Origin of the sequence: Hydrogenophaga crassostreae (assembly GCF_001761385.1) — a bacterium.
Taxonomy (GTDB): Bacteria; Pseudomonadota; Gammaproteobacteria; order Burkholderiales; family Burkholderiaceae_C; genus Hydrogenophaga; species Hydrogenophaga crassostreae.
This window is the reverse complement of the sequence record NZ_CP017476.1, coordinates 4,617,242-4,639,275: the sequence shown is the minus strand read 5'-3', so window position 1 is coordinate 4,639,275 and position 22,034 is coordinate 4,617,242. Positions and strand designations below refer to the sequence as shown.

Here is a 22,034-nt window from a genome sequence, read left to right as displayed (position 1 = left end):
TATGAACGATCAAAGCAGTCCAGTGACCGATGGTGTGGCCGCAGAAGGCATGCGCTGGTATGTGGTACATGCCTATTCCGGGATGGAGAAGGCGGCCGAGCGCAATATTGTCGAGCGTATCAATCGTGAGGGCATGCAGTCCAAGTTTGGTCGCATCCTGGTGCCAACCGAAGAGGTTGTTGAGGTCAAGAACGGCCAGAAGCGCACCACAGAGCGCAAATTTTTCCCAGGCTATGTGCTGGTGGAAATGGTGATGGACGATGAAACCTGGCATCTGGTGAAGCACACCAACAAGGTCACCGGTTTTGTGGGCGGTGCCAAGAACCGCCCTGCCCCGATCTCTGAAGAAGACGTTCAGAAGATCGTCAACCAGATGCAGGAAGGCACCGACAAGCCGCGCCACAAGGTCGAGTTCATCGTGGGTGAATATGTCCGCGTAAAGGAAGGTCCTTTCACCGACTTCAACGGCACGGTGGAAGAGGTCAACTACGAAAAAAGCAAGATGCGCGTGTCTGTGACCATTTTCGGTCGGGCCACGCCAGTGGAGCTGGAATTCGGTCAGGTCGAAAAGACCTGATCACTTTTTCCGCAGGCGGGTCGGCCCGACGTCTGTGGTATTGATTGTTTCGGGCCCTCAACCGCGAGGAGGCAGCGCCAGTCGTTGCCGATTGCACTCGCAGGAGTTTAAAAATGGCGAAAAAAATCGTCGGCTTCATCAAGCTGCAAGTGCCAGCTGGTAAGGCCAACCCATCCCCACCGATCGGCCCAGCCCTGGGTCAGCGCGGCCTCAACATCATGGAATTCTGCAAGGCGTTCAACGCCCAGACCCAGGGTCTTGAGCCGGGTATGCCTATTCCGGTGACCATCACCGCATTCGCAGACAAGAGCTTCACCTTCAAGATGGGCACGCCTCCAGCGACCTACATGATCAAGAAGGCCATCAAGCTCGACAAGGGCTCCTCGGTGCCCAACAAGCAAAAGGTCGGCAAGATCACCCGCGAACAGCTCGAGGAAATCTGCAAGACCAAGATGAAAGACATGACCGCCGCCGATATGGACGCAGCAGTGCGCACCATCGCCGGCTCGGCCCGCTCGATGGGCGTGATTGTGGAGGGCGTGTGATATGGCCAAGCTGACCAAGAAACAAAAAGCCTTCGCTGACAAGGTTGACACCAACAAGTTGTATGCCTTCGCTGACGCGATGGCCATCATCAAAGAGTGCGCCAACGCCAAGTTCGATGAGTCCATCGACGTGGCTATCCAGCTCGGCATCGATGCCAAGAAGTCCGACCAGGTGGTGCGTGGCGCCGTCGTGATGCCCAATGGCACCGGCAAGACCAAGCGCGTTGCTGTGTTCGCCCAGGGTGCCAAGGCTGAAGAAGCCAAGGCCGCTGGCGCAGACATCGTCGGTATGGACGATCTGGCTGCCGACATCAAGGCCGGCAACATGAACTTCGACGTCGTGATTGCTTCCCCTGATGCCATGCGCATCGTCGGTACGCTCGGCCAGGTTCTGGGCCCTCGTGGTCTGATGCCCAACCCCAAGGTTGGCACCGTGACACCGGATGTGGCGCAGGCTGTCAAGAACGCCAAAGCTGGTCAAGTCCAGTTCCGCGTTGACAAGGCCGGCATCATCCACGGCACCATCGGTCGCCGTTCGTTCGATACCGACAAGCTCCAGGGCAACCTGGCGGCCTTGATGGACGCATTGACCAAGGCCAAGCCTGCTACCAGCAAAGGTGTTTACCTGCGCAAAGTGGCCGTGTCATCGACCATGGGTGTGGGCGTTCGCGTCGACATGCCATCCATCTCGGCCTGATTGGCTGAAGTGAAAAAAATTTGGGCGGCTTGACTGCCCGGGTGTGGTGGGCCCAGAGCGAGATCTCTTGATCGGACTCCGGGGCCATCCAAGACCGTTGGTGTTGGGTTGGTTCTTCCAGGAACCAGCCCGACTTAATTGTGAAATGCCAACGCAGATGGCGATCCCGCTGCAGATGGAATCTGATTCCCTAAACAGTTGGTCGCTGAAATGAGGCGTGCCCCAGATCGGTCTGATCGAAGGCACTTTTTAAGGAGTAGACCTTGAGTCTGAATCGCAGTGAGAAAGAAGCGGTCATTTCTGAAGTGACCAGCCTCGCCGCAAAAGCTCAAACGCTCGTGATGGCGGAATACCGTGGCATCACGGTGGCGGATATGGACCAACTGCGTATCACAGCCCGCAGCAACGGTGTGACCCTGAGCGTGTTGAAAAACACCCTGGTTCGCCGTGCAGTGGCTGGCAGTGCGTTCGAGCCCGCTACCGAGCAGATGAGCGGCCCGTTGATCTATGGCTTCTCTGAAGACGCAGTGGCCGCCGCAAAAGTGGTGGCCGAGTTTGCAAAAACCAACGCCAAGTTGGTGATTCGCGGCGGCGTCTACGGTGGAAAAGTCCTGGACGTCGAAGGCGTTAAGCAATTGGCAAGCATTCCTTCGAAAGAAGTGTTGTTGGCCCAGTTGTGTGGCTTGTTGATGTCGCCTATGTCGCGTACAGCCGTTGTGCTGAGCGCCCTGGCGGCGAAAAAAGGCGAAGGCGCCGCCGAGGTAGCACCGGCAGTCGAAGAGGCTGCGGCCGCTCCGGCGACCGAAGAAGCACCGGCAGCCCCAGAAGCCCCAGAAGCTCCTGCCGCCTGAGCGCGCGCAGAGCTTTGTTAAACCAATTGTTAGGAAATCAAAATGGCATTCGATAAAGACGCATTTCTGACCTCGCTGGACAGCATGACGGTCATGGAACTCAACGACCTGGTGAAAGCCATCGAAGAGAAGTTTGGCGTGAGCGCAGCGGCTATGGCCGCTCCTGCTGCTGGTGGTGGCGCTGGTGCTGCTGCCGCTGAAGAGAAGACCGAGTTCAACGTGATGTTGCTCGACGCCGGTTCGGCAAAAGTGGCCGTGATTAAGGCTGTTCGCGAAATCACCGGTCTGGGCCTGAAAGAAGCCAAAGACATGGTTGATGGCGCACCAAAGGCCGTCAAAGAAGGCGTTGCCAAGGCCGATGCCGAAGCCGCCGTGAAGAAGCTGGTGGAAGCCGGCGCCAAGGCCGAGTTGAAGTAATTCACTCGCCTTTCAGGGGCTGGGGTGCTCGAAAGGGCCCCCAGCCTTTGGTGCTTTCTGAGCCCGTTCAAAAAATGGCTGCGGCCGCTGTTTGAACTGGCCTCAATTGACACCGATAAGTGAATTTTCAAAGTCCACTTATCAGTGTCTTCTGACCCCGACTGCAGAAGACGACTTGGTTCGGGCCTGTGTGCAATGCACGGGCCGTCCGCCAAGGTTGGTAGAGGCCAGCCACCAAGCATGTCACCGGGTGTGCCCACCCGAATGGCAAGACAGTCGCCGTAGAGCTCGGAGATCTCATGGCCTCAGCATCAAAGTATTCCTACACCGAACGCAAACGCATCCGCAAGAGTTTTGGTACGCGTGAAAACGTGATCGAAATCCCGTATCTGTTGCAAATGCAAAAAGACGCGTACACCGCGTTCCTGCAAGCCGACTCGGCTCCCAAAAAGCGCACCAACGAAGGCCTGCAGGCCGCGTTTGAAGCCGCATTCCCCATCGTTTCGCACAACGGGTTTGTCGAGATGAAATTCGTCGAATACAACCTGGCCAAGCCAGCGTTCGACGTTCGTGAGTGCCAGACCCGCGGTCTGACCTTTGCCTCAGCGGTGCGCGCTCGCGTTCAACTGATCATTTACGACCGCGAGTCTTCTACCAATCAGTCGAAGGTGGTCAAGGAAGTGAAGGAGCAAGAGGTCTACATGGGTGAAGTGCCCCTGATGACCGACAAAGGCTCGTTCATCGTGAATGGCACCGAGCGCGTGATCGTGTCTCAGTTGCACCGTTCGCCTGGCGTGTTCTTCGAGCACGACAAAGGCAAGACCCACAGTTCGGGCAAGCTGCTGTTCTCGGCTCGAATCATCCCCTACCGCGGCTCGTGGCTCGATTTCGAATTCGATCCTAAAGACGTGTTGTTCTTCCGTGTGGATCGCCGCCGCAAAATGCCGGTCACCATCCTGCTCAAGGCCATTGGCCTGACGCCGGAAACCATCCTGGCCAACTTCTTTGTCAACGATCACTTCAAGCTGATGGACAGCGGTGCGCAATTGGCTTTTGTGCCCGAGCGCCTGCGCGGCGAGGTGGCCCGCTTTGACATCACCGACAAAGCTGGCAAGGTGGTTGTCGCCAAAGACAAGCGTATTACTGTGCGCCACACCCGTGAGCTCGAGCAGTCGGGCACGACGCACATCAGCGTGCCTGAAGACTACTTGCTCGGCCGCGTGGTCGCCAAGAACATCGTCGACGCCGACACGGGCGAGATCATTGCCAAGGCCAACGATGAGTTGACCGAAGCATTGCTCAAGACATTGCGCACCGCCAACGTTCAGGACCTCCAGGTGCTGTACACCAACGAACTCGACCAGGGCGCCTACATTTCGCAAACCCTGCGCGCCGATGAAACCGCTGACGAGTTTGCCGCCCGCGTGGCCATCTACCGCATGATGCGTCCCGGCGAGCCGCCAACCGAAGACGCGGTGCAGGCCCTGTTCCACCGCCTGTTCTACAACCCGGACACGTACGACCTGTCGCGCGTGGGCCGCATGAAGTTCAACGCCCGTGTGGGCCGCGACGAATCCACCGGCGCCATGGTGCTGTCCAACGAAGACATCCTGGCTGTGGTCAAGATTCTGGTGGACTTGCGCAATGGTCGCGGCGAAGTCGATGACATTGATCACCTGGGCAACCGCCGCGTGCGTTGCGTGGGCGAGCTGGCCGAAAACCAGTACCGCACCGGTCTGGCACGTATCGAAAAAGCCGTGAAAGAGCGTCTGGGTCAAGCCGAGCAAGACCCGCTCATGCCCCATGACCTGATCAACTCCAAGCCGATTTCAGCCGCCCTGAAGGAATTCTTCGGTGCGTCGCAGTTGTCGCAGTTCATGGACCAGACCAACCCGCTGGCCGAGATCACCCACAAGCGCCGCGTGTCGGCTCTTGGCCCAGGTGGCTTGACCCGTGAACGCGCCGGCTTTGAAGTCCGTGACGTGCACGTGACCCACTACGGTCGCGTTTGCCCAATCGAGACGCCAGAAGGTCCAAACATTGGCCTGATCAACTCGCTGGCTTTGTACGCCCGCTTGAACGAGTACGGTTTCATCGAAACCCCTTACCGCCGCGTGGTCGATGGCAAGGTCACGAACCAGATCGACTACCTGTCTGCCATTGAAGAAGGCAAGTACGTCATCGCCCAGGCCAACGCCGTGCTGGATGCTGAAGGCCGCCTGACAGGCGATCTGGTGTCTGCCCGTGAAAAAGGCGAATCCATCCTGACGCCAGCGGACACCATCCAGTACATGGACGTGTCGCCAGCGCAGATTGTTTCCGTGGCCGCATCCTTGGTGCCGTTCCTGGAGCACGACGATGCGAACCGCGCATTGATGGGCGCCAACATGTCGCGTCAGGCTGTGCCTGTGCTGCGTCCTGAGAAGCCTCTGGTGGGAACGGGTATCGAGCGCGTCGCCGCGATCGACTCGGGCACCGTGGTGACCGCGACCCGTGGCGGTGTGGTTGACTACGTAGATGCGACCCGTGTCGTGATCCGCGTGAACGACGCCGAAGCTCTGGCCGGTGAAGTGGGTGTGGACATCTACAACCTGATCAAGTACCAGCGCTCCAACCAGAACACCAACATCCACCAGCGTCCAATCGTCAAAAAAGGCGACAAGCTGGCCAAGGGGGATGTGATCGCTGACGGCGCTTCGACCGACCTGGGTGAAATCTCGATCGGTCAGAACATGCTGATCGCCTTCATGCCCTGGAACGGCTACAACTTCGAAGATTCGATCCTGATCAGTGAGCGTGTGGTGTCAGAAGACCGCTACACCTCGATCCACATCGAAGAACTTGTGGTCATGGCCCGTGACACCAAGCTTGGCGCAGAAGAAATCACCCGCGACATTCCCAACCTGGCCGAGCAACAGCTCAACCGCCTGGACGACTCCGGCATCATCTATGTGGGCGCTGAAGTGCTGCCTGGTGATGTGCTGGTGGGGAAGGTCACGCCAAAAGGCGAGACCACGCTGACGCCAGAAGAAAAATTGCTGCGCGCCATTTTTGGCGAAAAAGCCAGCGACGTGAAGGACACCTCGCTGCGCGTGGACCAGGGCTCACAAGGCACTGTGATCGACGTGCAAGTCTTCACCCGCGAAGGCATCACGCGCGACAAGCGCGCTCAGCAGATCATTGACGATGAATTGAAGCGCTACCGCCTCGATTTGAACGATCAGCTCCGCATTGTGGAAGCCGACGCGTTCGACCGGATTGAGAAGCTGCTGACCGGCAAAGTAGCCAATGGCGGCCCGAAGAAACTGGCCAAAGGCACGAAAATCGACAAGGCCTATCTGGCCGACGTGGAGAAATTCCACTGGTTCGATATCCGTCCCGCTGAAGATGAAGTGGCTGCGCAGCTCGAGTCCATCAAGAACTCCATGGAGCAAACGCGCCACAGCTTCGACCTCTCTTTCGAAGAGAAGCGCAAGAAGCTGACGCAAGGCGACGAGTTGCCCGCTGGCGTGCTGAAGATGGTCAAGGTTTACCTGGCTGTGAAGCGTCGCCTGCAACCTGGTGACAAGATGGCCGGCCGTCACGGTAACAAAGGTGTGGTTTCCCGGATTCTTCCGGTCGAAGACATGCCTTACATGGCCGACGGTACGCCCGCCGACATCGCACTGAACCCGTTGGGCGTGCCTTCGCGCATGAACGTGGGCCAGGTGTTGGAAGTGCACTTGGGCTGGGCTGCCAAGGGTCTGGGACAGCGTATTGGTGACATGTTGCAAGCTGAAACCAAAGCCGGCGAAATGCGCACCTTCCTGGAAGCGATCTACAACGGTGCTGGCAAGAAAGAAGCCCTGGATCAAATGTCTGACAGCGATGTCATGAGCATGGCGGAAAACCTGCAAAACGGCGTGCCGTTTGCAACGCCTGTGTTCGATGGCGCTTCCGAGGACGAAATCCGCGCGATGCTGAAACTGGCCTATCCCGACGAACTCGCTGCGAAAAAGGGCCTCACCGCCACCCGCACGCAAGCGCAGCTGTACGACGGCCGCACTGGCGACGCTTTCGAGCGCGTGACCACCGTGGGCTACATGCACTTCTTGAAGCTGCACCACTTGGTTGACGACAAGATGCACGCCCGTTCCACTGGCCCTTACTCCCTGGTCACGCAGCAGCCGCTGGGTGGTAAGGCGCAGTTCGGTGGTCAGCGTTTTGGTGAGATGGAAGTGTGGGCGCTGGAAGCCTACGGTGCTTCCTACATCTTGCAAGAGATGCTCACCGTCAAGTCCGATGACGTTCAAGGCCGCACAAAGGTGTACGAGTCCATCGTCAAGGGCGAGCATTCGATCGAAGCGGGCATGCCCGAGTCGTTCAACGTGCTCGTCAAAGAGATCCGATCGCTCGGTATCGATATCGAACTTGACCGTTCTTAATTCGTCGGCAAGACAAGGATTGAACCCATGAAATCATTACTCGACCTGTTCAAGCAGTTCACGCCCGAAGAGCATTTCGATGCCATCCGCATCGGTCTGGCCTCGCCGGAGAAAATCCGTTCGTGGTCTTTCGGTGAAGTGAAGAAGCCCGAGACCATCAACTACCGCACCTTCAAGCCCGAGCGCGATGGTCTTTTTTGCGCCAAGATTTTTGGCCCTATCAAAGACTACGAATGCTTGTGCGGCAAGTACAAGCGCCTGAAGCACCGCGGCGTGATCTGCGAGAAGTGCGGCGTTGAAGTCACGCAGACCAAAGTGCGCCGCGAACGCATGGGCCACATCGATCTGGCCGCACCTTGCGCCCACATCTGGTTCCTGAAATCGCTGCCATCGCGTCTGGGCCTGATCCTGGACATGACGCTGCGCGACATCGAACGCGTGTTGTACTTTGAAGCCTATGTGATCGTTGATCCCGGCATGACCCCGCTGAAGAAATTCGCGATCATGACGGAAGACGACTACGACGCCAAACTCAAAGAATACGGCGACGAATTCATCGCCAAGATGGGCGCCGAGGGCATCAAAGAGTTGCTGATGGCGATCGACCTCGATATCGAGATCGAAAAGCTGCGCAACGACCTGACCGGCTCCGAGCTCAAGATCAAGAAGAACGCCAAGCGCCTCAAAGTGCTGGAGGCCTTCAAGAAATCGGGCATCAAGCCCGAGTGGATGGTGCTCGACGTGCTGCCCGTGTTGCCGCCGGACCTGCGTCCGCTGGTGCCGCTGGACGGTGGCCGTTTCGCCACCTCCGATCTGAACGATCTGTACCGCCGCGTCATCAACCGCAACAGCCGTCTGCGCCGTTTGCTCGAGTTGAAGGCCCCTGAGATCATTGCGCGCAACGAAAAGCGCATGTTGCAAGAAGCCGTGGACAGCTTGCTGGACAACGGCCGTCGCGGCAAGGCCATGACGGGTGCCAACAAGCGCGCCTTGAAGTCGCTGGCCGACATGATCAAGGGCAAGAGCGGTCGCTTCCGCCAGAACTTGCTGGGCAAGCGCGTCGACTACTCTGGCCGTTCGGTCATCGTGGTGGGCCCAACGCTCAAGCTGCACCAGTGCGGCCTGCCCAAGCTGATGGCTTTGGAGCTGTTCAAGCCTTTCATCTTCTCGCGCCTGGAAGCCATGGGCATTGCGACCACCATCAAGGCCGCGAAGAAGGAAGTTGAAGCCGGAACGCCTGTGGTCTGGGACATCCTGGAAGAGGTGATCAAAGAGCACCCTGTGATGCTCAACCGCGCGCCAACGCTGCACCGACTGGGTATCCAGGCGTTTGAACCCATCCTGATTGAAGGCAAGGCCATTCAGTTGCACCCCCTCGTTTGCGCGGCCTTCAACGCCGACTTCGACGGTGACCAGATGGCTGTTCACGTGCCGCTGTCGGTGGAAGCCCAGATCGAAGCCCGCACCTTGATGCTGGCCTCGAACAACATCCTGTTCCCGGCCTCCGGGGAGCCGTCCATCGTGCCGTCACAAGACGTGGTGCTGGGTCTTTACTCGGCCACCCGCGAAAAGATCAACGGCAAAGGCGAAGACATGATCTTCTCCGACGTGCTGGAAGTGCAGCGCGCGCTGGACAACGGTGTGGTGGAAATCTCCTCCAAGATCGCCGTGCGCCTGGTTCAGTGGGCCAAGAACAAGGAAACGGGCGAGTTCACCTCCTCCATCTCCTTGGTCGACACCACCGTCGGTCGCGCCTTGCTGTCCGAAATACTGCCCAAGGGCTTGCCCTTCGAGGTGATGAACAAGGCGCTGAAAAAGAAAGAAATTTCTCGCCTGATCAACGCGTCGTTCCGCAAGTGCGGCTTGAAAGAAACCGTGATCTTCGCAGACAAGCTGCTGCAATACGGTTTCCGTCTGGCCACGCGCTCGGGTATTTCGATTGCCGTGGACGACATGCTGGTGCCTCCACAGAAGCCCGAGGTCATTGGCCGTGCCGAAGCTGAAGTGAAAGAAATCGCCCAGCAATACGCCTCCGGTCTGGTGACCGCTGGCGAGCGCTACAACAAGGTGGTGGACATCTGGGGCAAGGCCGGCGACGAAATCTCCAAAGTCATGATGGCCCAGCTGGCCAAGCAAAAGACCACGGATCGACACGGCAATGAAGTGGATCAGGAGTCGTTCAACTCCATCTACATGATGGCCGACTCCGGTGCCCGTGGTTCTGCTGCCCAGATTCGCCAGCTGGCGGGTATGCGAGGTTTGATGGCCAAGCCTGACGGCTCCATCATTGAGACCCCCATCACGGCGAACTTCCGTGAAGGCCTGAACGTGTTGCAGTACTTCATCTCCACCCACGGCGCCCGTAAGGGCCTGGCCGACACGGCGTTGAAGACGGCCAACTCGGGCTACCTGACCCGCCGTCTGGTTGACGTGACGCAAGACTTGGTGGTCAATAGCGACGACTGCGGTACGACCAATGGTACTGTCATGCGCGCCATTGTTGAGGGTGGTGAAGTCATTGAATCCCTGCGCGACCGCGTGCTGGGCCGAGTGACCGCCGAAGAGGTGACCCACCCTGAAACGCGCGCTGTCATGGTGCCCGCTGGCGCAATGATGGACGAAGACATCCTCGACGAACTGGAAGCCGCTGGTGTTGACGAGGTCAAGGTGCGTACCGCACTGACCTGCGAAACCCGCTTCGGTATCTGCGCCAAGTGCTATGGCCGCGATCTGGGTCGTGGTGGCATGGTGAACATCGGTGAAGCTGTGGGTGTGATCGCCGCTCAGTCGATCGGTGAGCCGGGTACCCAGCTGACCATGCGGACCTTCCACATCGGTGGTGCGGCATCGCGTGCGGCTGTTGCCTCGAGCGTGGAAGCCAAGTCGGCCGGCACGATCGGTTTCAACGCCACCATGCGTTACGTGACCAACAGCAAGAACGAACTGGTCGTGATTGCCCGTTCGGGCGAAATCGTCATTCATGACGAAATCGGCCGTGAGCGTGAGCGCCACAAAGTGCCTTACGGTGCGATCCTGGCGGTCAAGGCCGACCAGTCCATCAAAGCCGGTGTGGTTTTGGCGAACTGGGATCCACTGACCCGACCCATCATCACGGAATTCGCCGGTCAGGTGAAATTCGATAGCGTGGAAGAGGGTCTGACGGTGGCCAAGCAGGTCAACGACGTGACCGGTTTGAGCTCGTTGGTGGTGATCGATCCAAAACACCGCGGCTCGACCAAAGTGATGCGTCCGCTGGTCAAACTGCTCGACCCGCAGGGCAACGAAGTGAAGATCCCTGGCACCGACCATTCGGTGGCTGTGGGCTTCCCTATCGGCTCGCTGCTGGAAGTGCGCGATGGCCAGGAAGTGGGCCCTGGCCACGTGCTGGCGCGCATTCCGGTCGAAGGCCAGAAGACCCGCGACATCACCGGTGGTCTGCCGCGTGTGGCCGAGTTGTTCGAAGCCCGCTCGCCCAAGGATGCTGGCAAGCTGGCCGAGATGACCGGTACCGTGTCCTTTGGTAAGGAGACCAAAGGCAAGGTGCGTCTGCAGATCACCGATCCTGAAGGCAACATCTGGGACGACCTCATCCCCAAAGAGAAAAACATCCTGGTGCACGAAGGCCAGGTGGTCAACAAGGGCGAAGGCGTGGTCGATGGACCAGCCGATCCTCAAGACATTCTCCGCTTGCTGGGCATCGAAGCCTTGTCGCGTTACATCGTCGATGAAGTGCAGGATGTGTACCGCTTGCAGGGTGTGAAGATCAACGACAAGCACATCGAAGTGATCGTTCGCCAGATGCTGCGTCGCGTGATCGTCGAGTCCGTGGGTGATTCGTCCTATATCAAGGGCGAACAGGTCGAGCGTTCGGAGATTCTGAACACCATTGATGCCTTGCACGCCGAAGGCAAGATTGCTCCGACCTTCACCAACGTGTTGCTGGGTATCACAAAGGCTTCGCTGTCGACCGATTCGTTCATCTCTGCGGCTTCCTTCCAGGAAACCACCCGCGTGCTCACCGAGGCTGCCATCATGGGCAAGCGCGACGAGTTGCGTGGTCTGAAGGAAAACGTGATCGTGGGCCGTCTTATCCCGGCCGGTACAGGCATGGCCTTCCACGAAGCGCGCAAGGTCAAAGAGAAGATGGACGACGAAGAGCGTCGCGCGATCGCCGAGGCCGATGCCATGGCGCTGGCCGCTGACCAAGCCGAGCAGTCGGATCAGGTCGACGCGCCGAGTGCCAACGAATCGGCAGAGTAATCGGCTGACTCATGTTCCGGGCCTTGCCGCTCGGGACCTCAACGCCTCCGCCCTTCGGGTCGGAGGCGTTTTTCATGGGTTGATGGTTTTCTGTCTGGCTCCAGACGGTTATATTGGTCCTTCATATGTGGCGCTGCAGTGGCGCGCCGCTCTAATTGATGGAGGTGATGAGATGGATCTGATGGGATGGGTGGTGCTGGGTTTGGTCCTGATGGCCTTGTTTTGGGCTGTGGGTGCCTACAACCGATTGGTGCGTTTGAAGAACGCCATTGCCAATGCCTTCGGGCAGATCGATGTGCAACTGAAACGCCGTTATGACCTGATTCCGAATCTGGTTGAGGTGGCGCGCAAGTACCTGGCCCATGAGTCCGAGACGCTGGAAGCGGTCATTGCGGCGCGCAACCAGGCGCGCAACGCCGAGCAAACGGTGGCGGCCAGTCCCGCCAGCGCCACCGCCATGGGCGCACTGGTGGGGGCCGAGCAGGTGCTGGGCGGTGCGATGGGCCGGTTGTTCGCATTGGCGGAGGCCTATCCTGAGCTCAAGGCCGATCAGACCATGCGCGATCTGAGCGAAGAGCTCTCGAGCACCGAAAACCGTGTGGGGTTTTCCCGACAGGCATACAACGACCATGTGTTGGCTTTCAACGATGCTGCCGCGCAGTTTCCGACGTTGATCGTCGCCCGCCTGTTCGCTTTTTTACCCATGCCCATGCTGGAGGCCACGAGTTCGGAGGCAGAGCGTCAACCAGTGAAGGTGGCGTTCTGATCCCCTGGCCGGTTTCCCGATCAGCCGCCGAGCAAAGTGTGTCGTGCCATGGCTGGGTGGTTGAGCCAGGCGATGGAAAAACTGCATGCTGATTTTTGAGTCCCAACGTGAGGCCCGAACCCAAACCCACAAACTGTTGATCGCGTTTGCGATCACAGTCGTTTTGCTGGTTTTGGCGGTGAACGGCGCAATGGCACTGGCGTGGGGCGTGATGTGGGGGTTTTGGGCTCCGGTGGGCCGGAACTACCCCAACTATTTCTTCCAGGTCAATACAGCATTGACCCTGTTGTTCGTGCTGGGCGGCTGGTGGGTCGAGACTTCTCACCTGGCCAACGCAGGCGGCCAGCGCCTGGCTGAGCGGCTTGGTGCGCGACTGGCGCAAACAGGCAGCCACTTTGATGAGCGTCAATTGAGCAATGTGGTCGATGAAATGGCGTTGTCGTCCGGTCTGATCCGGCCGACCGTCATGGTTCTGGCGCGAGACCAGGGTATCAACGCCTTTGCTGCCGGCTGGTCAGAGGAAGATGCCGTGGTCGCAGTGACACAGGGCGCGCTTGACTATCTCACTCGAGAGGAGTTGCAGGGCATCGTTGCCCACGAAATGAGCCACATTCGTGAAGGAGATACGCGTCTGAATATGCGCCTGGTTGGCATGGTGTTCGGTCTGGAGATGGTCTACCGCATGGGAGAATCCCTGTGGGAGCCTGACGATCAGCGGCGCTTTCCGCACACGGCAGTGATCGGCCTGGCCATCATGGCCGCCGGCTGGCTGGGCTGGCTCGCGGGGCATGGCTTGCAGTCGGCGGTATCCCGTCAGCGCGAATACCTTGCCGACGCCCGAGCCATCCAGTGGACCCGCAGCCGCGACGGATTGGGTGGTGTGCTGCGAAAAATCCTGACGCAACGGCTCCAGAACATGGAGCCGCGCAGATTGGGGGCATCGGTGCAACACATGCTGTTGGTCAGCAATGAGTCTGGCAAGATGGCGCATTGGCTGGATTCGCATCCCACGCTGGAACAGCGCATTCGCCGTGTTTATGGTCGACCCATGGAACCTTTGCCACTGGAACGCCAAAACGCGGCATCTCAGAGTGTTGACGTGGACACCCCGGCGAATGCTGCCGCAAAGGAGGTCCCCAAATGGACGCTGAGTTGAGTGCATTCCCGCCGAACCCACTTGCTAAGAATGGACGCTTTTGAACACCTCAGCCTTGCCCGAGAACCTTCCGCCCCACGGTCCGACCCTGGCAACCCAATTGAAGTGGGTGGGGCAAAGTGTGTTGGCCGTTGAAAAAGGACGCTCGTTGACCGAGGTGTTGCCTGGCGTGCCTGGCGCGTTGCGCCCAGGCGTGCAAGCGCTCACATTTGAGGTGTTAAGGCATTTGGGCGCAGCCAGGGCTTTGGCCAAACAGCTGGCGCAACGCGCACCGGCCCCGCCTGCGCTGGCTCTGCTGCATTCGGCCCTGGCAATCCTGGTTGGCGATGAAGGGCGCGCGCGCTATGCTGATCACACTTTGGTCGATCAAGCGGTAGAGGCTGCCAAGCAATCGCGCGACACGCGTATGCAAGCGGGGTTTTTGAATGCGTGCTTGCGCCGTTTTTTGCGGGAGAGGGCCAGCCTGCTTCAGGCAATTGAATCCGATCCTGTGGCGCGCTGGAATCATCCCGAGTGGTGGGTCGATCGCGTCAAGGCCGATCACCCAGACCACTGGCAGTCGGTATTGAATGCCAGCCAAACGCCGGGACCGATGGTATTGCGGGTCAATCGACGCAAACAGACCCGCGAAGCCTACAGGATGGTGCTCTCCTCTCAAGGCTTGGATGCCTTGCCGTTGGGGGATGACGGCCTGGTTTTGACCAAGCCGGTGCCCGTGGAGCAACTGCCGGGTTTTGCCCAGGGCTCCTGTTCTGTGCAGGATGGTGCCGCGCAGATCGCGGCCGGCTTGTTGCTGGGTGGTCGCGAATGGAGTGGTCGTGACAGGGTGCTGGACGCTTGTGCTGCACCCGGTGGCAAAACAGCTCACCTGCTTGAGCAATCCAGCGCCACAGTGCTGGCGTTGGATCTTGATCCGCGACGGTGCCAGCGCATTCACGACAATCTGCAACGGCTGGGCTTGAGTGCCGAAGTGAAAGCCGCTGATGCGGCGCTGCCTGCAGATTGGTGGGACGGCCAGCTGTTTGATGCGGTGTTGCTGGATGCGCCCTGTACGGCCTCGGGCATCGTTCGCCGCCATCCCGATGCGCGTTGGCTGCGCCGCAGCAGCGATATTCCCCAACTGGCGTTGATTCAGGCCCGGATGCTGGAGGCCCTGTGGCCGCTGCTCAAGCCCGGAGGGCGAATGGTCTACGCGACCTGCTCGATTTTCCGGGCCGAAGGGGCTGATCAGGTGCAGGCGTTCCTTGCGCGCCACAACGATGCGGTTGAGCAACCCTCACCAGGGCATTTGCTCCCCGGTGACGCTCGTATTCATGGGGAGTTCAACGACAATGTGTCGGGTGGATACGACGGGTTCTTTTACGCACGACTGGACAAGGCGCTGCCTTGAAGGGAGGCCGGTGGTGAACAACCGCCGAGGCTTCGGATGGCTGCTGCGCGTCTGGGTGGTTCTCTGGGTTTTTTGTATCGGATCAGGGGCCGCACTGGCCAATGAGCCCCACATCGTTTCCAGCAGCCTGCAACGCACGGCACAGGGTGTGCGCCTCAACGTTCGCCTCGACTTGCAGGCCACGCCAGCGGTCGAACAAGCCCTGATCAAAGGCGTCCCTATGTACTTCGTCTGGCGGGCCGAGATGATCCGTGACCGGTGGTATTGGTACGACAAAAAGGAAGTTTCGGTGAGTCGAACGCTTCGGTTGGCATACCAGCCATTGACCAGGCGCTGGCGCTTGAGCGTCTCCATTGAGGGCGACGCCGACAGTGGTACACCGGGCCTGAACTACGCGCTGCACCAGTCATTTGACTCTCTCAACGAGGCCTTGGCCGTTGTCGGCCGAGTCGCAGGGTGGCGGGTCGCCGAGGCCAGCAACATGAGCGAAGGTGACTTGCGCGTCGAATGGCGCTTTGAGCTTGAACTGGCCTTGCTGCCGCGACCATTTCAACTGGGGATGGCCAACGAGCCAGATTGGAATATTTCGGTTCAGCAACGACTGGATGTGCCGTCGCAGGCACAACCCGACACCGATCAGGCAGACGATCTGCCTGCCCCGGCGGCGGTGCCAGGAGGTGTGAAGTGAGGCATCTTGTGATGGGTGGGTGCCGATTCGAAGTGCATTTTGATGGTGAGCACCCTCTGGACGCAGGATTGCCGCATATCCCTCCGCGCAAGTGCCCATGAAGTCCGTCGAACCGGTCGATCCAGCCAAGCGCAGCGCGCGCGCGCGCTGGGCGGTATTGGGAGCGCTGGTCTTTATGACGGGCCTGGGCCTCGTTTTGCTCTTCTTGCTCACGCTTGCGACCCGAAACCGCGCGTTGTACGAACAGAATTTTGTTTGGCTGGCGAGCTTGAATGTGGCTGTGGCCGCGCTCCTGCTGTTGGCCATTGTCTGGTTGGCTGTTCGGTTGGCGTTGCGTTTTCGCCTGCGCAAGTTCGGCAGCAGGCTGTTGCTCAAATTGGCCGCCATCATTGGTCTGGTCGGCGTGCTGCCAGGGGTCCTGATCTACACGGTGTCTTACCAGTTCGTATCACGTTCGATCGAAAGCTGGTTTGATGTGCGGGTCGAGTCGGCTCTGGTGGCCGGTCTCAACCTGGGGCGCACCACGCTGGATACGCTCAGCGCTGATCTGAGCAGCCAGACACGCCTTGCGGCCGAGGAGCTGGGTCGTTCCCCCAGGGGGCCGACAGTGCTGACACTGGAGCGGGTTCGTGAGCAACTGGGGGCGTCTGACATGGTGCTGTGGAGTGCGTCGGGGCAAGCCCTGGCCAGCGCCGGTGCCTCACGGTTCAATTTCTCGCCCGAACGGCCCAGCTCAACACTGTTGCGTTCGGTGCGCGCCAGCCGCGTCATTGCCCAGCTTGAAGGGTTGGAAGAGGCTGGTGATGCGCAGTCAAACCCGGGCGAGCGTTCCGGCGTGGCCCATATTCGGGTGCTGGCATTGGTCAGTTCCAGCGACTTCGGTATCGCCTCGGAGCCGCGGTATCTGGAGGTGATTGCGCCGTTGCCAGCAGCCCTGGTCGCCGACGCTTTGGCGGTTCAGGTCGCCAATAGGGAATACCAAGAACGGGCTCTGGGCCGCGAAGGCTTGCAGCGCATGTACATCGGTACCTTGACGCTGGCACTGTTCCTTGCTGTGATCGGGGCAGTATTGCTCGCTGTGCTGCTGGGCAACCAGTTGCTGCGCCCTTTGCTGGTTTTGGCCGAAGGCATGCGCGAAGTGGCGCTCGGCAACCTGGCCCCCAAAGAAGAACTGGCTGCACGGGACGAGCTGGCGGGGTTGACCCGAACCTTTGCCCGCATGACCCAGGACCTGTCAGACGCTCGCTCGGCCGTGCAGCGCAGCATGCAGCAAGTGGATGCTTCGCGGGAAAACCTGCAGACCATTCTGGACAACCTGACGACCGGGGTTGCCGTGCTCGACCCTCAGAACAACTTGCTCAGCGTGAATCCCGGTGCATCGCGCATCTTGCACACCCCGCTGTCCCTGCAACTGGGGAAGCCCTTGGCGAGTGTGCCGGGACTACAGGATTTTGGCGCTCAGGTTGCACAACAGTTTGACCTCTTCCTGTCCGATGGCATGCCTCAAGGAGGCGGGCACTGGCAACAGTCTTTTGAACTGGGGGCAGGTGATGCCACGCCGTTTGACCGCGGGATCACACTGATCGCCCGGGGTGCGCTGCTGCCCTACAACGAGCGGTTGCTGGTGTTTGATGATGTGTCTGAAATTGCCTCGGCTCAACGGGCGCAAGCCTGGGGAGAGGTCGCCCGCCGATTGGCTCACGAAATCAAGAACCCGCTCACGCCGATTCAGCTCTCCGCCGAGCGGTTGGCCATGAAACTGCAAGGCAAGGTGCAACCTGCCGAGCAAGCACTGCTGGACAAATCGGTGCGAACCATTGTCGACCAGGTGGACGCGATGAAGCGCCTGGTGAACGAATTCCGGGACTACGCACGCCTGCCCTCTGCAGAGCTGGTGCCCACCGACCTGAACGCTTTGGTGCGCGATATTCTGACGCTCTATGAGCACACGGGTGCCCCGGTCCTGACCGACCTGGCGGACGATTGCCCTCTGGTGATGGCCGATGCTCAGCAATTGCGCCAGATCATCCACAACCTGGTGCAAAACGCTCAGGACGCAATGGTCGGACAGGGGGAGTCACCCGTGACGATTCAAACCCGCCGCGCGGGTTCGGGGCTCTGGGTGCGTTTGGCGGTTATCGACCAGGGTCCTGGCTTTTCGGAGAACATCCTAAAAAGAGCCTTTGAGCCCTATGTCACCACCAAGACCAAAGGCACCGGGCTTGGACTGGCCGTGGTCAAGAAAATCATGGAAGAACACGGTGGGCGTGTGGACATTCACAATCGATTGATCGATGGCAATGTAGCGGGCGCCCAAGTATCGTTATCATTCGCAGTTGCAAATTGACAACATCCTCAGAGGGAAGCACAAGAAGCCATGGCAAATATATTGGTCGTAGACGACGAACTCGGCATTCGAGATTTGCTCTCAGAGATCCTGAACGACGAAGGCCACACCGTCGAGTTGGCGGAAAACGCCGCACAGGCGCGCGCTGCGCGCGCGGCGATGTGCCCTGATCTGGTGCTTCTGGATATCTGGATGCCTGACACCGATGGTGTCACCTTGCTCAAGGAATGGTCGGGTACTGGCCAGCTCACCATGCCGGTGATCATGATGAGCGGTCATGCCACGATTGACACCGCAGTGGAAGCCACGCGCATTGGTGCAACAGCCTTCCTCGAAAAACCGATCACCCTGCAAAAGCTGTTGAAAGCGGTGGATGTGGGGCTGAACAAACCCATGGCCAAGTCGGCCACAGGGTTGATGCCCATGGCATCGGTGCCGTCCTCCGTGGGTGCCTTTGTGGCTGTTTCCTCGCCAGACCTCACGGTAGAGGCCGCCATGACTGGCGGGACCTTGCCTGAAGTGGTGCTCGACATCGGACCCCAGTCCATGCAGTCGTTCAATCTGGATTGCCCCTTGCGCGAGGCACGTGATGAATTTGAAAAATCGTACTTTGAATACCATCTGGCGCGCGAGTCCGGATCGATGACCCGCGTGGCAGAAAAGACCGGTTTGGAGCGCACCCATCTCTACCGCAAACTCAAACAGCTGGGTGTTGATCTTGCGCGCAGCAAGCGCAATGCGCTTTAAGTTCGACGCTTGCCAGAAAGGGCAAAAGAAACTGCTACAATCTCGCTTCTGTTTGGCCCGGTAGCTCAGTTGGTAGAGCAGCGGATTGAAAATCCGCGTGTCGATGGTTCGATTCCGTCCCAGGCCACCAAACATTCTCAAAAGCCCATCGCTTGGTGGGCTTTTGCTTGAAACAGTCATGCGGGATTAGCTCAGTTGGTAGAGCGATACCTTGCCAAGGTATAGGTCGAGAGTTCGAGTCTCTTATCCCGCTCCATATGGCACGCGCTGCAAAGCGCTTTAAAAAGCGACCCTCGCAAGTGGGTCGCTTTTTTGTTTTCTGCGCAGGATGGTGGCATCTCGGTTTCGCTCTGCTGGATCGGTGTGCCCCCGGGTCGAAGTGGCGGTAGAACGGGGGTTTGGGGTAGGGTTCTGCGGAGCCTACAATTTCTCTCAGATCGAACGACCTGTTTTTGGACCCACACCCATGACCATCCCGCATCCCAACCCTGACGAGCTCGCCCACATCCAGCCGCGCGAGAAGGCTGAGATCCTGGCGCAGGCTTTGCCCTACATCCGCAAGTACCACGGCAAGACCATGGTGATCAAGTACGGCGGCAACGCCATGACCGATCCCGCCTTGCAACAGGATTTTGCTGAAGACGTGGTGTTGCTCAAGCTGGTGGGCATCAACCCTGTGGTGGTGCATGGCGGCGGCCCTCAGATTGAAATGCTGCTCCAGCGCCTGGGCAAGAAGGGTGAATTCATCCAGGGTATGCGGGTGACCGACGCCGAAACCATGGAGGTGGTCGAGTGGGTGCTGGGCGGCCAGGTGCAGCAGGACATCGTGGGCATGATCAACGCGGCCGGTGGCAAGGCTGTGGGCTTGACCGGGCGCGACGGCGCCATGATCCGTGCGTGCAAGCTGCGGCTGACCGATCAGAAGGACCCCTCGAAAGAGCACGACGTGGGTCAGGTGGGTGATGTGGTCAGTATCGACCCCAGTGCGGTCAGGGCGCTGCAGGACGATGCCTTCATTCCGGTGGTCAGCCCGATCGGCTTTGGCGAGAACAACGAGAGCTACAACATCAACGCCGATGTGGTGGCGGCCAAGCTGGCCACGGTGCTGCAGGCAGAGAAGTTGCTGATGTTGACCAACATCCGTGGCGTGCTCGACAAAAATGGCGAACTGCTCACCGAGCTCACGCCGCGCGCCATCGACGCCTTGATCGAAGACGGCACGATTTCCGGCGGCATGATCCCTAAAATTTCCGGTGCTTTGGATGCCGCAAAAAGCGGTGTGACGGCGGTGCATATTCTGGATGGTCGGGTGCCCCACGCCTTGCTGCTGGAGGTCTTGGGCAATCAGCCTTTTGGCACCATGATTCGTTCGCATTGAGTTGAGCACGGGCGCGGGGAGCGTCCGGTCAGGGCGCGGCCAGCGCTGTGCGAGAATTCTCCGGAGGCAGACAAGCAGCAGGCTGGCCCTGCAGACCTTCGCCCGCGATTCACAACAACACAACGATCACCGCCATGACCGCCAACGACGATTCATTGCACGCCGCCGACCCTGTTGTGGAAGATGCGGGTGACGCCCAGGGCAAGCCGTTGGATGTGGGTGCCCGCAAACGCCCGAAACCCGGTGAGCGGCGGGTGCAGATCCTTGAGGCTCTGGCATCCATGCTGGAGCAGCCCGGCGCAGAGCGCGTCACGACAGCCGCACTGGCTGCCCGCCTGGGAGTGAGTGAAGCGGCGCTGTACCGGCACTTCGCGAGCAAGGCGCAAATGTTTGAAGGGCTGATCGAATTCATCGAGCAATCGGTGTTCAGCCTGGTCAATCAGTTGAGCGAGCGCGAGCCCGACGCGGTGGCACGCTGCCGCAAGCTGGTCACCCTCTTGCTGCAATTTGGCGAACGCAATCCGGGCATGGCTCGCGTCATGGTGGGCGACGCTTTGGTGTTTGAGAACGACCGCCTGCAGCAGCGCATGAACCTGTTCTTTGACAAAATCGAAGCGTCTTTGCGCCAGGACCTTCGCGAAGCAGCGGCCCAGGCGGGCTCGGTTGCCCCCACGGTTGACGCTCAGGCCTCCGCATCGGTGGTGTGCGCTTTTTGCGTGGGGCGGCTCCAGCGCTTCGCGCGCAGCGGCTTCAAGCGCCTGCCCAGTGAGAGCCTGGAACACAGTTTGGCGGTTTTGCTGCCCCATTGAAAACGGGGTCAGGCCGCAGACCTTGGCCTTTCCCAGGTGGGCTTGAGGCCGATCGCAGGGTTGTCTTAGGTGGGGACCTGTGTGTCCTTTGCCGGCCTCATCTGGACAAGACGCCCACTTTTTTCTGCCGAAAACCCATCAAATGTTTGGACGTTGGCGAGATTTGGTGTAAAAATAGCACGGTCGTTCTTTTTATTGAGCCCGCTCGATTCCTTGCTTTTTTCCCCATCCACGCCAGTCCGCATGAGCAAAACGCCCTCCACCCTGCGCCATCCGCGAGAAACTGCTGATCTGAAGCCTTTGCAAAAAGGCCGTCAGACCAAGGCGGCGATCGTGGACGCCGCCTTGGGCCTTGCGACGCAAATTGGCATCGAAGGCTTGTCCATCGGTGCCTTGGCGGAAGTCATGCAAATGAGCAAATCGGGGGTATTCGCGCATTTTGGTTCGCGAGAGGAGCTGCAGATTTCGGTGGTACGCGAATACCACACCCGTTTTGAGGATGAGGTGTTTGCCCCTGCAATGACGCAGCCCAGAGGCCTGCCGCGCCTGCGTGCCCTGTTTGCCAACTGGATGAAACGCACTTCGGTGGAGCTGGATTCGGGTTGCATCTACATCAGTGGCGCGGTTGAGTTCGATGACCGGCCTGGCCCGGTTCGCGATGCGCTGGCCAGCTCGGTGAGCACCTGGCTTGCTGCCATGCGCCGGGCCATTCAGCTGGCCATGGACGCTGGCCACCTGCGTTCCAACCTCGATGCCAGTCAGGTGGCGTTTGAGATTCACGCCTTGATTCTGGCGTTGCATTACGAGGTGCGGTTTCTGCGCCAGCCCGATTCGGTGAGCCGCGCGCAAACGGCGTTCGACGGCATCGTTGAGCGGTGTCTGGCCGATTCCACCGCCAGCACGGATCCCAAACGGACGTTGGCCAAAGCCCCCGCCTGATCCAGGTTTTTCGCATTTTTCATTTCAATTGTTCATCAGGAGA

At 59.4% G+C, this 22,034-nt stretch carries 16 protein-coding genes and 2 tRNA genes; all 18 read left to right on the top strand.

The window, feature by feature from the left end; translation table 11 throughout:
* Position 1: 1 nt before the first annotated feature.
* Positions 2-577 (top strand): transcription termination/antitermination protein NusG, encoded by a 576-nt coding sequence (nusG, locus tag LPB072_RS21465; RefSeq protein ID WP_066089159.1) that lies wholly within the window; start codon positions 2-4, stop codon positions 575-577.
* A gap of 113 nt (positions 578-690) precedes the next feature.
* On the top strand, positions 691-1,122 hold the full coding sequence (gene rplK, locus LPB072_RS21460; protein WP_066089162.1) for a 50S ribosomal protein L11: 432 nt from the start codon (positions 691-693) through the stop codon (positions 1,120-1,122).
* Between the two features lies 1 nt (position 1,123).
* On the top strand, positions 1,124-1,819 hold the full coding sequence (gene rplA, locus LPB072_RS21455) for a 50S ribosomal protein L1 (protein WP_066089165.1): 696 nt from the start codon (positions 1,124-1,126) through the stop codon (positions 1,817-1,819).
* Positions 1,820-2,082: 263 nt separating this feature from the next.
* Positions 2,083-2,670, top strand: coding sequence for a 50S ribosomal protein L10 (gene rplJ, locus LPB072_RS21450; protein ID WP_066089168.1), 588 nt, complete (start codon positions 2,083-2,085; stop codon positions 2,668-2,670).
* A gap of 42 nt (positions 2,671-2,712) precedes the next feature.
* Entirely contained in the window at positions 2,713-3,087 is a 375-nt protein-coding gene (gene rplL / locus LPB072_RS21445) for a 50S ribosomal protein L7/L12 (RefSeq protein WP_066089171.1), read from the top strand.
* Positions 3,088-3,386: 299 nt separating this feature from the next.
* A complete protein-coding gene (gene rpoB, locus LPB072_RS21440) occupies positions 3,387-7,511 on the top strand; it encodes a DNA-directed RNA polymerase subunit beta (protein WP_066089174.1) in 4,125 nt (1,374 codons plus the stop codon).
* 27 nt (positions 7,512-7,538) lie between these two features.
* A complete protein-coding gene (gene rpoC / locus LPB072_RS21435; protein ID WP_066089177.1) occupies positions 7,539-11,771 on the top strand; it encodes a DNA-directed RNA polymerase subunit beta' in 4,233 nt (1,410 codons plus the stop codon).
* A 172-nt stretch (positions 11,772-11,943) separates the two neighbouring features.
* A complete protein-coding gene (locus LPB072_RS21430) occupies positions 11,944-12,537 on the top strand; it encodes a LemA family protein (protein WP_066089180.1) in 594 nt (197 codons plus the stop codon).
* Positions 12,538-12,622: 85 nt separating this feature from the next.
* Positions 12,623-13,693, top strand: a complete 1,071-nt coding sequence (locus LPB072_RS21425; RefSeq protein ID WP_066089183.1) for a M48 family metalloprotease — start codon at positions 12,623-12,625, stop codon at positions 13,691-13,693.
* 40 nt (positions 13,694-13,733) lie between these two features.
* Complete coding sequence (gene rsmB, locus LPB072_RS21420) at positions 13,734-15,083, top strand: 16S rRNA (cytosine(967)-C(5))-methyltransferase RsmB (RefSeq protein ID WP_269148862.1); 1,350 nt, start codon at positions 13,734-13,736, stop codon at positions 15,081-15,083.
* Between the two features lie 13 nt (positions 15,084-15,096).
* On the top strand, positions 15,097-15,771 hold the full coding sequence (locus LPB072_RS21415) for a DUF4390 domain-containing protein (protein ID WP_157694134.1): 675 nt from the start codon (positions 15,097-15,099) through the stop codon (positions 15,769-15,771).
* 97 nt (positions 15,772-15,868) lie between these two features.
* On the top strand, positions 15,869-18,118 hold the full coding sequence (locus tag LPB072_RS21410) for a sensor histidine kinase (protein ID WP_066089190.1): 2,250 nt from the start codon (positions 15,869-15,871) through the stop codon (positions 18,116-18,118).
* Positions 18,119-18,148: 30 nt separating this feature from the next.
* Complete coding sequence (locus LPB072_RS21405; RefSeq protein ID WP_066089193.1) at positions 18,149-18,865, top strand: response regulator; 717 nt, start codon at positions 18,149-18,151, stop codon at positions 18,863-18,865.
* Between the two features lie 54 nt (positions 18,866-18,919).
* Positions 18,920-18,995: transfer RNA gene (locus tag LPB072_RS21400), tRNA-Phe, on the top strand.
* Between the two features lie 50 nt (positions 18,996-19,045).
* Positions 19,046-19,121: transfer RNA gene (locus LPB072_RS21395), tRNA-Gly, on the top strand.
* A gap of 210 nt (positions 19,122-19,331) precedes the next feature.
* On the top strand, positions 19,332-20,243 hold the full coding sequence (argB, locus tag LPB072_RS21390; protein WP_066091364.1) for an acetylglutamate kinase: 912 nt from the start codon (positions 19,332-19,334) through the stop codon (positions 20,241-20,243).
* Between the two features lie 134 nt (positions 20,244-20,377).
* Positions 20,378-21,052, top strand: a complete 675-nt coding sequence (gene slmA / locus LPB072_RS21385) for a nucleoid occlusion factor SlmA (RefSeq protein ID WP_082876969.1) — start codon at positions 20,378-20,380, stop codon at positions 21,050-21,052.
* A 243-nt stretch (positions 21,053-21,295) separates the two neighbouring features.
* Positions 21,296-21,991 (top strand): TetR/AcrR family transcriptional regulator, encoded by a 696-nt coding sequence (locus tag LPB072_RS21375; protein WP_066091370.1) that lies wholly within the window; start codon positions 21,296-21,298, stop codon positions 21,989-21,991.
* Positions 21,992-22,034: the final 43 nt, after the last annotated feature.

What these genes read in the sequence shown, in the direction of transcription:
- nusG (WP_066089159.1), top strand. Translation starts at nt 2, where the DNA reads ATGAACGATCAAAGCAGTCCAGTGACCGATGGTGTGGCCGCAGAAGGC.
- LPB072_RS21405 (WP_066089193.1), top strand. Translation starts at nt 18,149, where the DNA reads ATGGCAAATATATTGGTCGTAGACGACGAACTCGGCATTCGAGATTTG.
- rplL (WP_066089171.1), top strand. Translation starts at nt 2,713, where the DNA reads ATGGCATTCGATAAAGACGCATTTCTGACCTCGCTGGACAGCATGACG.
- LPB072_RS21410 (WP_066089190.1), top strand. Translation starts at nt 15,869, where the DNA reads ATGAAGTCCGTCGAACCGGTCGATCCAGCCAAGCGCAGCGCGCGCGCG.
- LPB072_RS21375 (WP_066091370.1), top strand. Translation starts at nt 21,296, where the DNA reads ATGAGCAAAACGCCCTCCACCCTGCGCCATCCGCGAGAAACTGCTGAT.
- slmA (WP_082876969.1), top strand. Translation starts at nt 20,378, where the DNA reads ATGACCGCCAACGACGATTCATTGCACGCCGCCGACCCTGTTGTGGAA.
- rpoC (WP_066089177.1), top strand. Translation starts at nt 7,539, where the DNA reads ATGAAATCATTACTCGACCTGTTCAAGCAGTTCACGCCCGAAGAGCAT.
- rpoB (WP_066089174.1), top strand. Translation starts at nt 3,387, where the DNA reads ATGGCCTCAGCATCAAAGTATTCCTACACCGAACGCAAACGCATCCGC.
- LPB072_RS21425 (WP_066089183.1), top strand. Translation starts at nt 12,623, where the DNA reads ATGCTGATTTTTGAGTCCCAACGTGAGGCCCGAACCCAAACCCACAAA.
- rplK (WP_066089162.1), top strand. Translation starts at nt 691, where the DNA reads ATGGCGAAAAAAATCGTCGGCTTCATCAAGCTGCAAGTGCCAGCTGGT.
- LPB072_RS21430 (WP_066089180.1), top strand. Translation starts at nt 11,944, where the DNA reads ATGGATCTGATGGGATGGGTGGTGCTGGGTTTGGTCCTGATGGCCTTG.
- argB (WP_066091364.1), top strand. Translation starts at nt 19,332, where the DNA reads ATGACCATCCCGCATCCCAACCCTGACGAGCTCGCCCACATCCAGCCG.
- rplA (WP_066089165.1), top strand. Translation starts at nt 1,124, where the DNA reads ATGGCCAAGCTGACCAAGAAACAAAAAGCCTTCGCTGACAAGGTTGAC.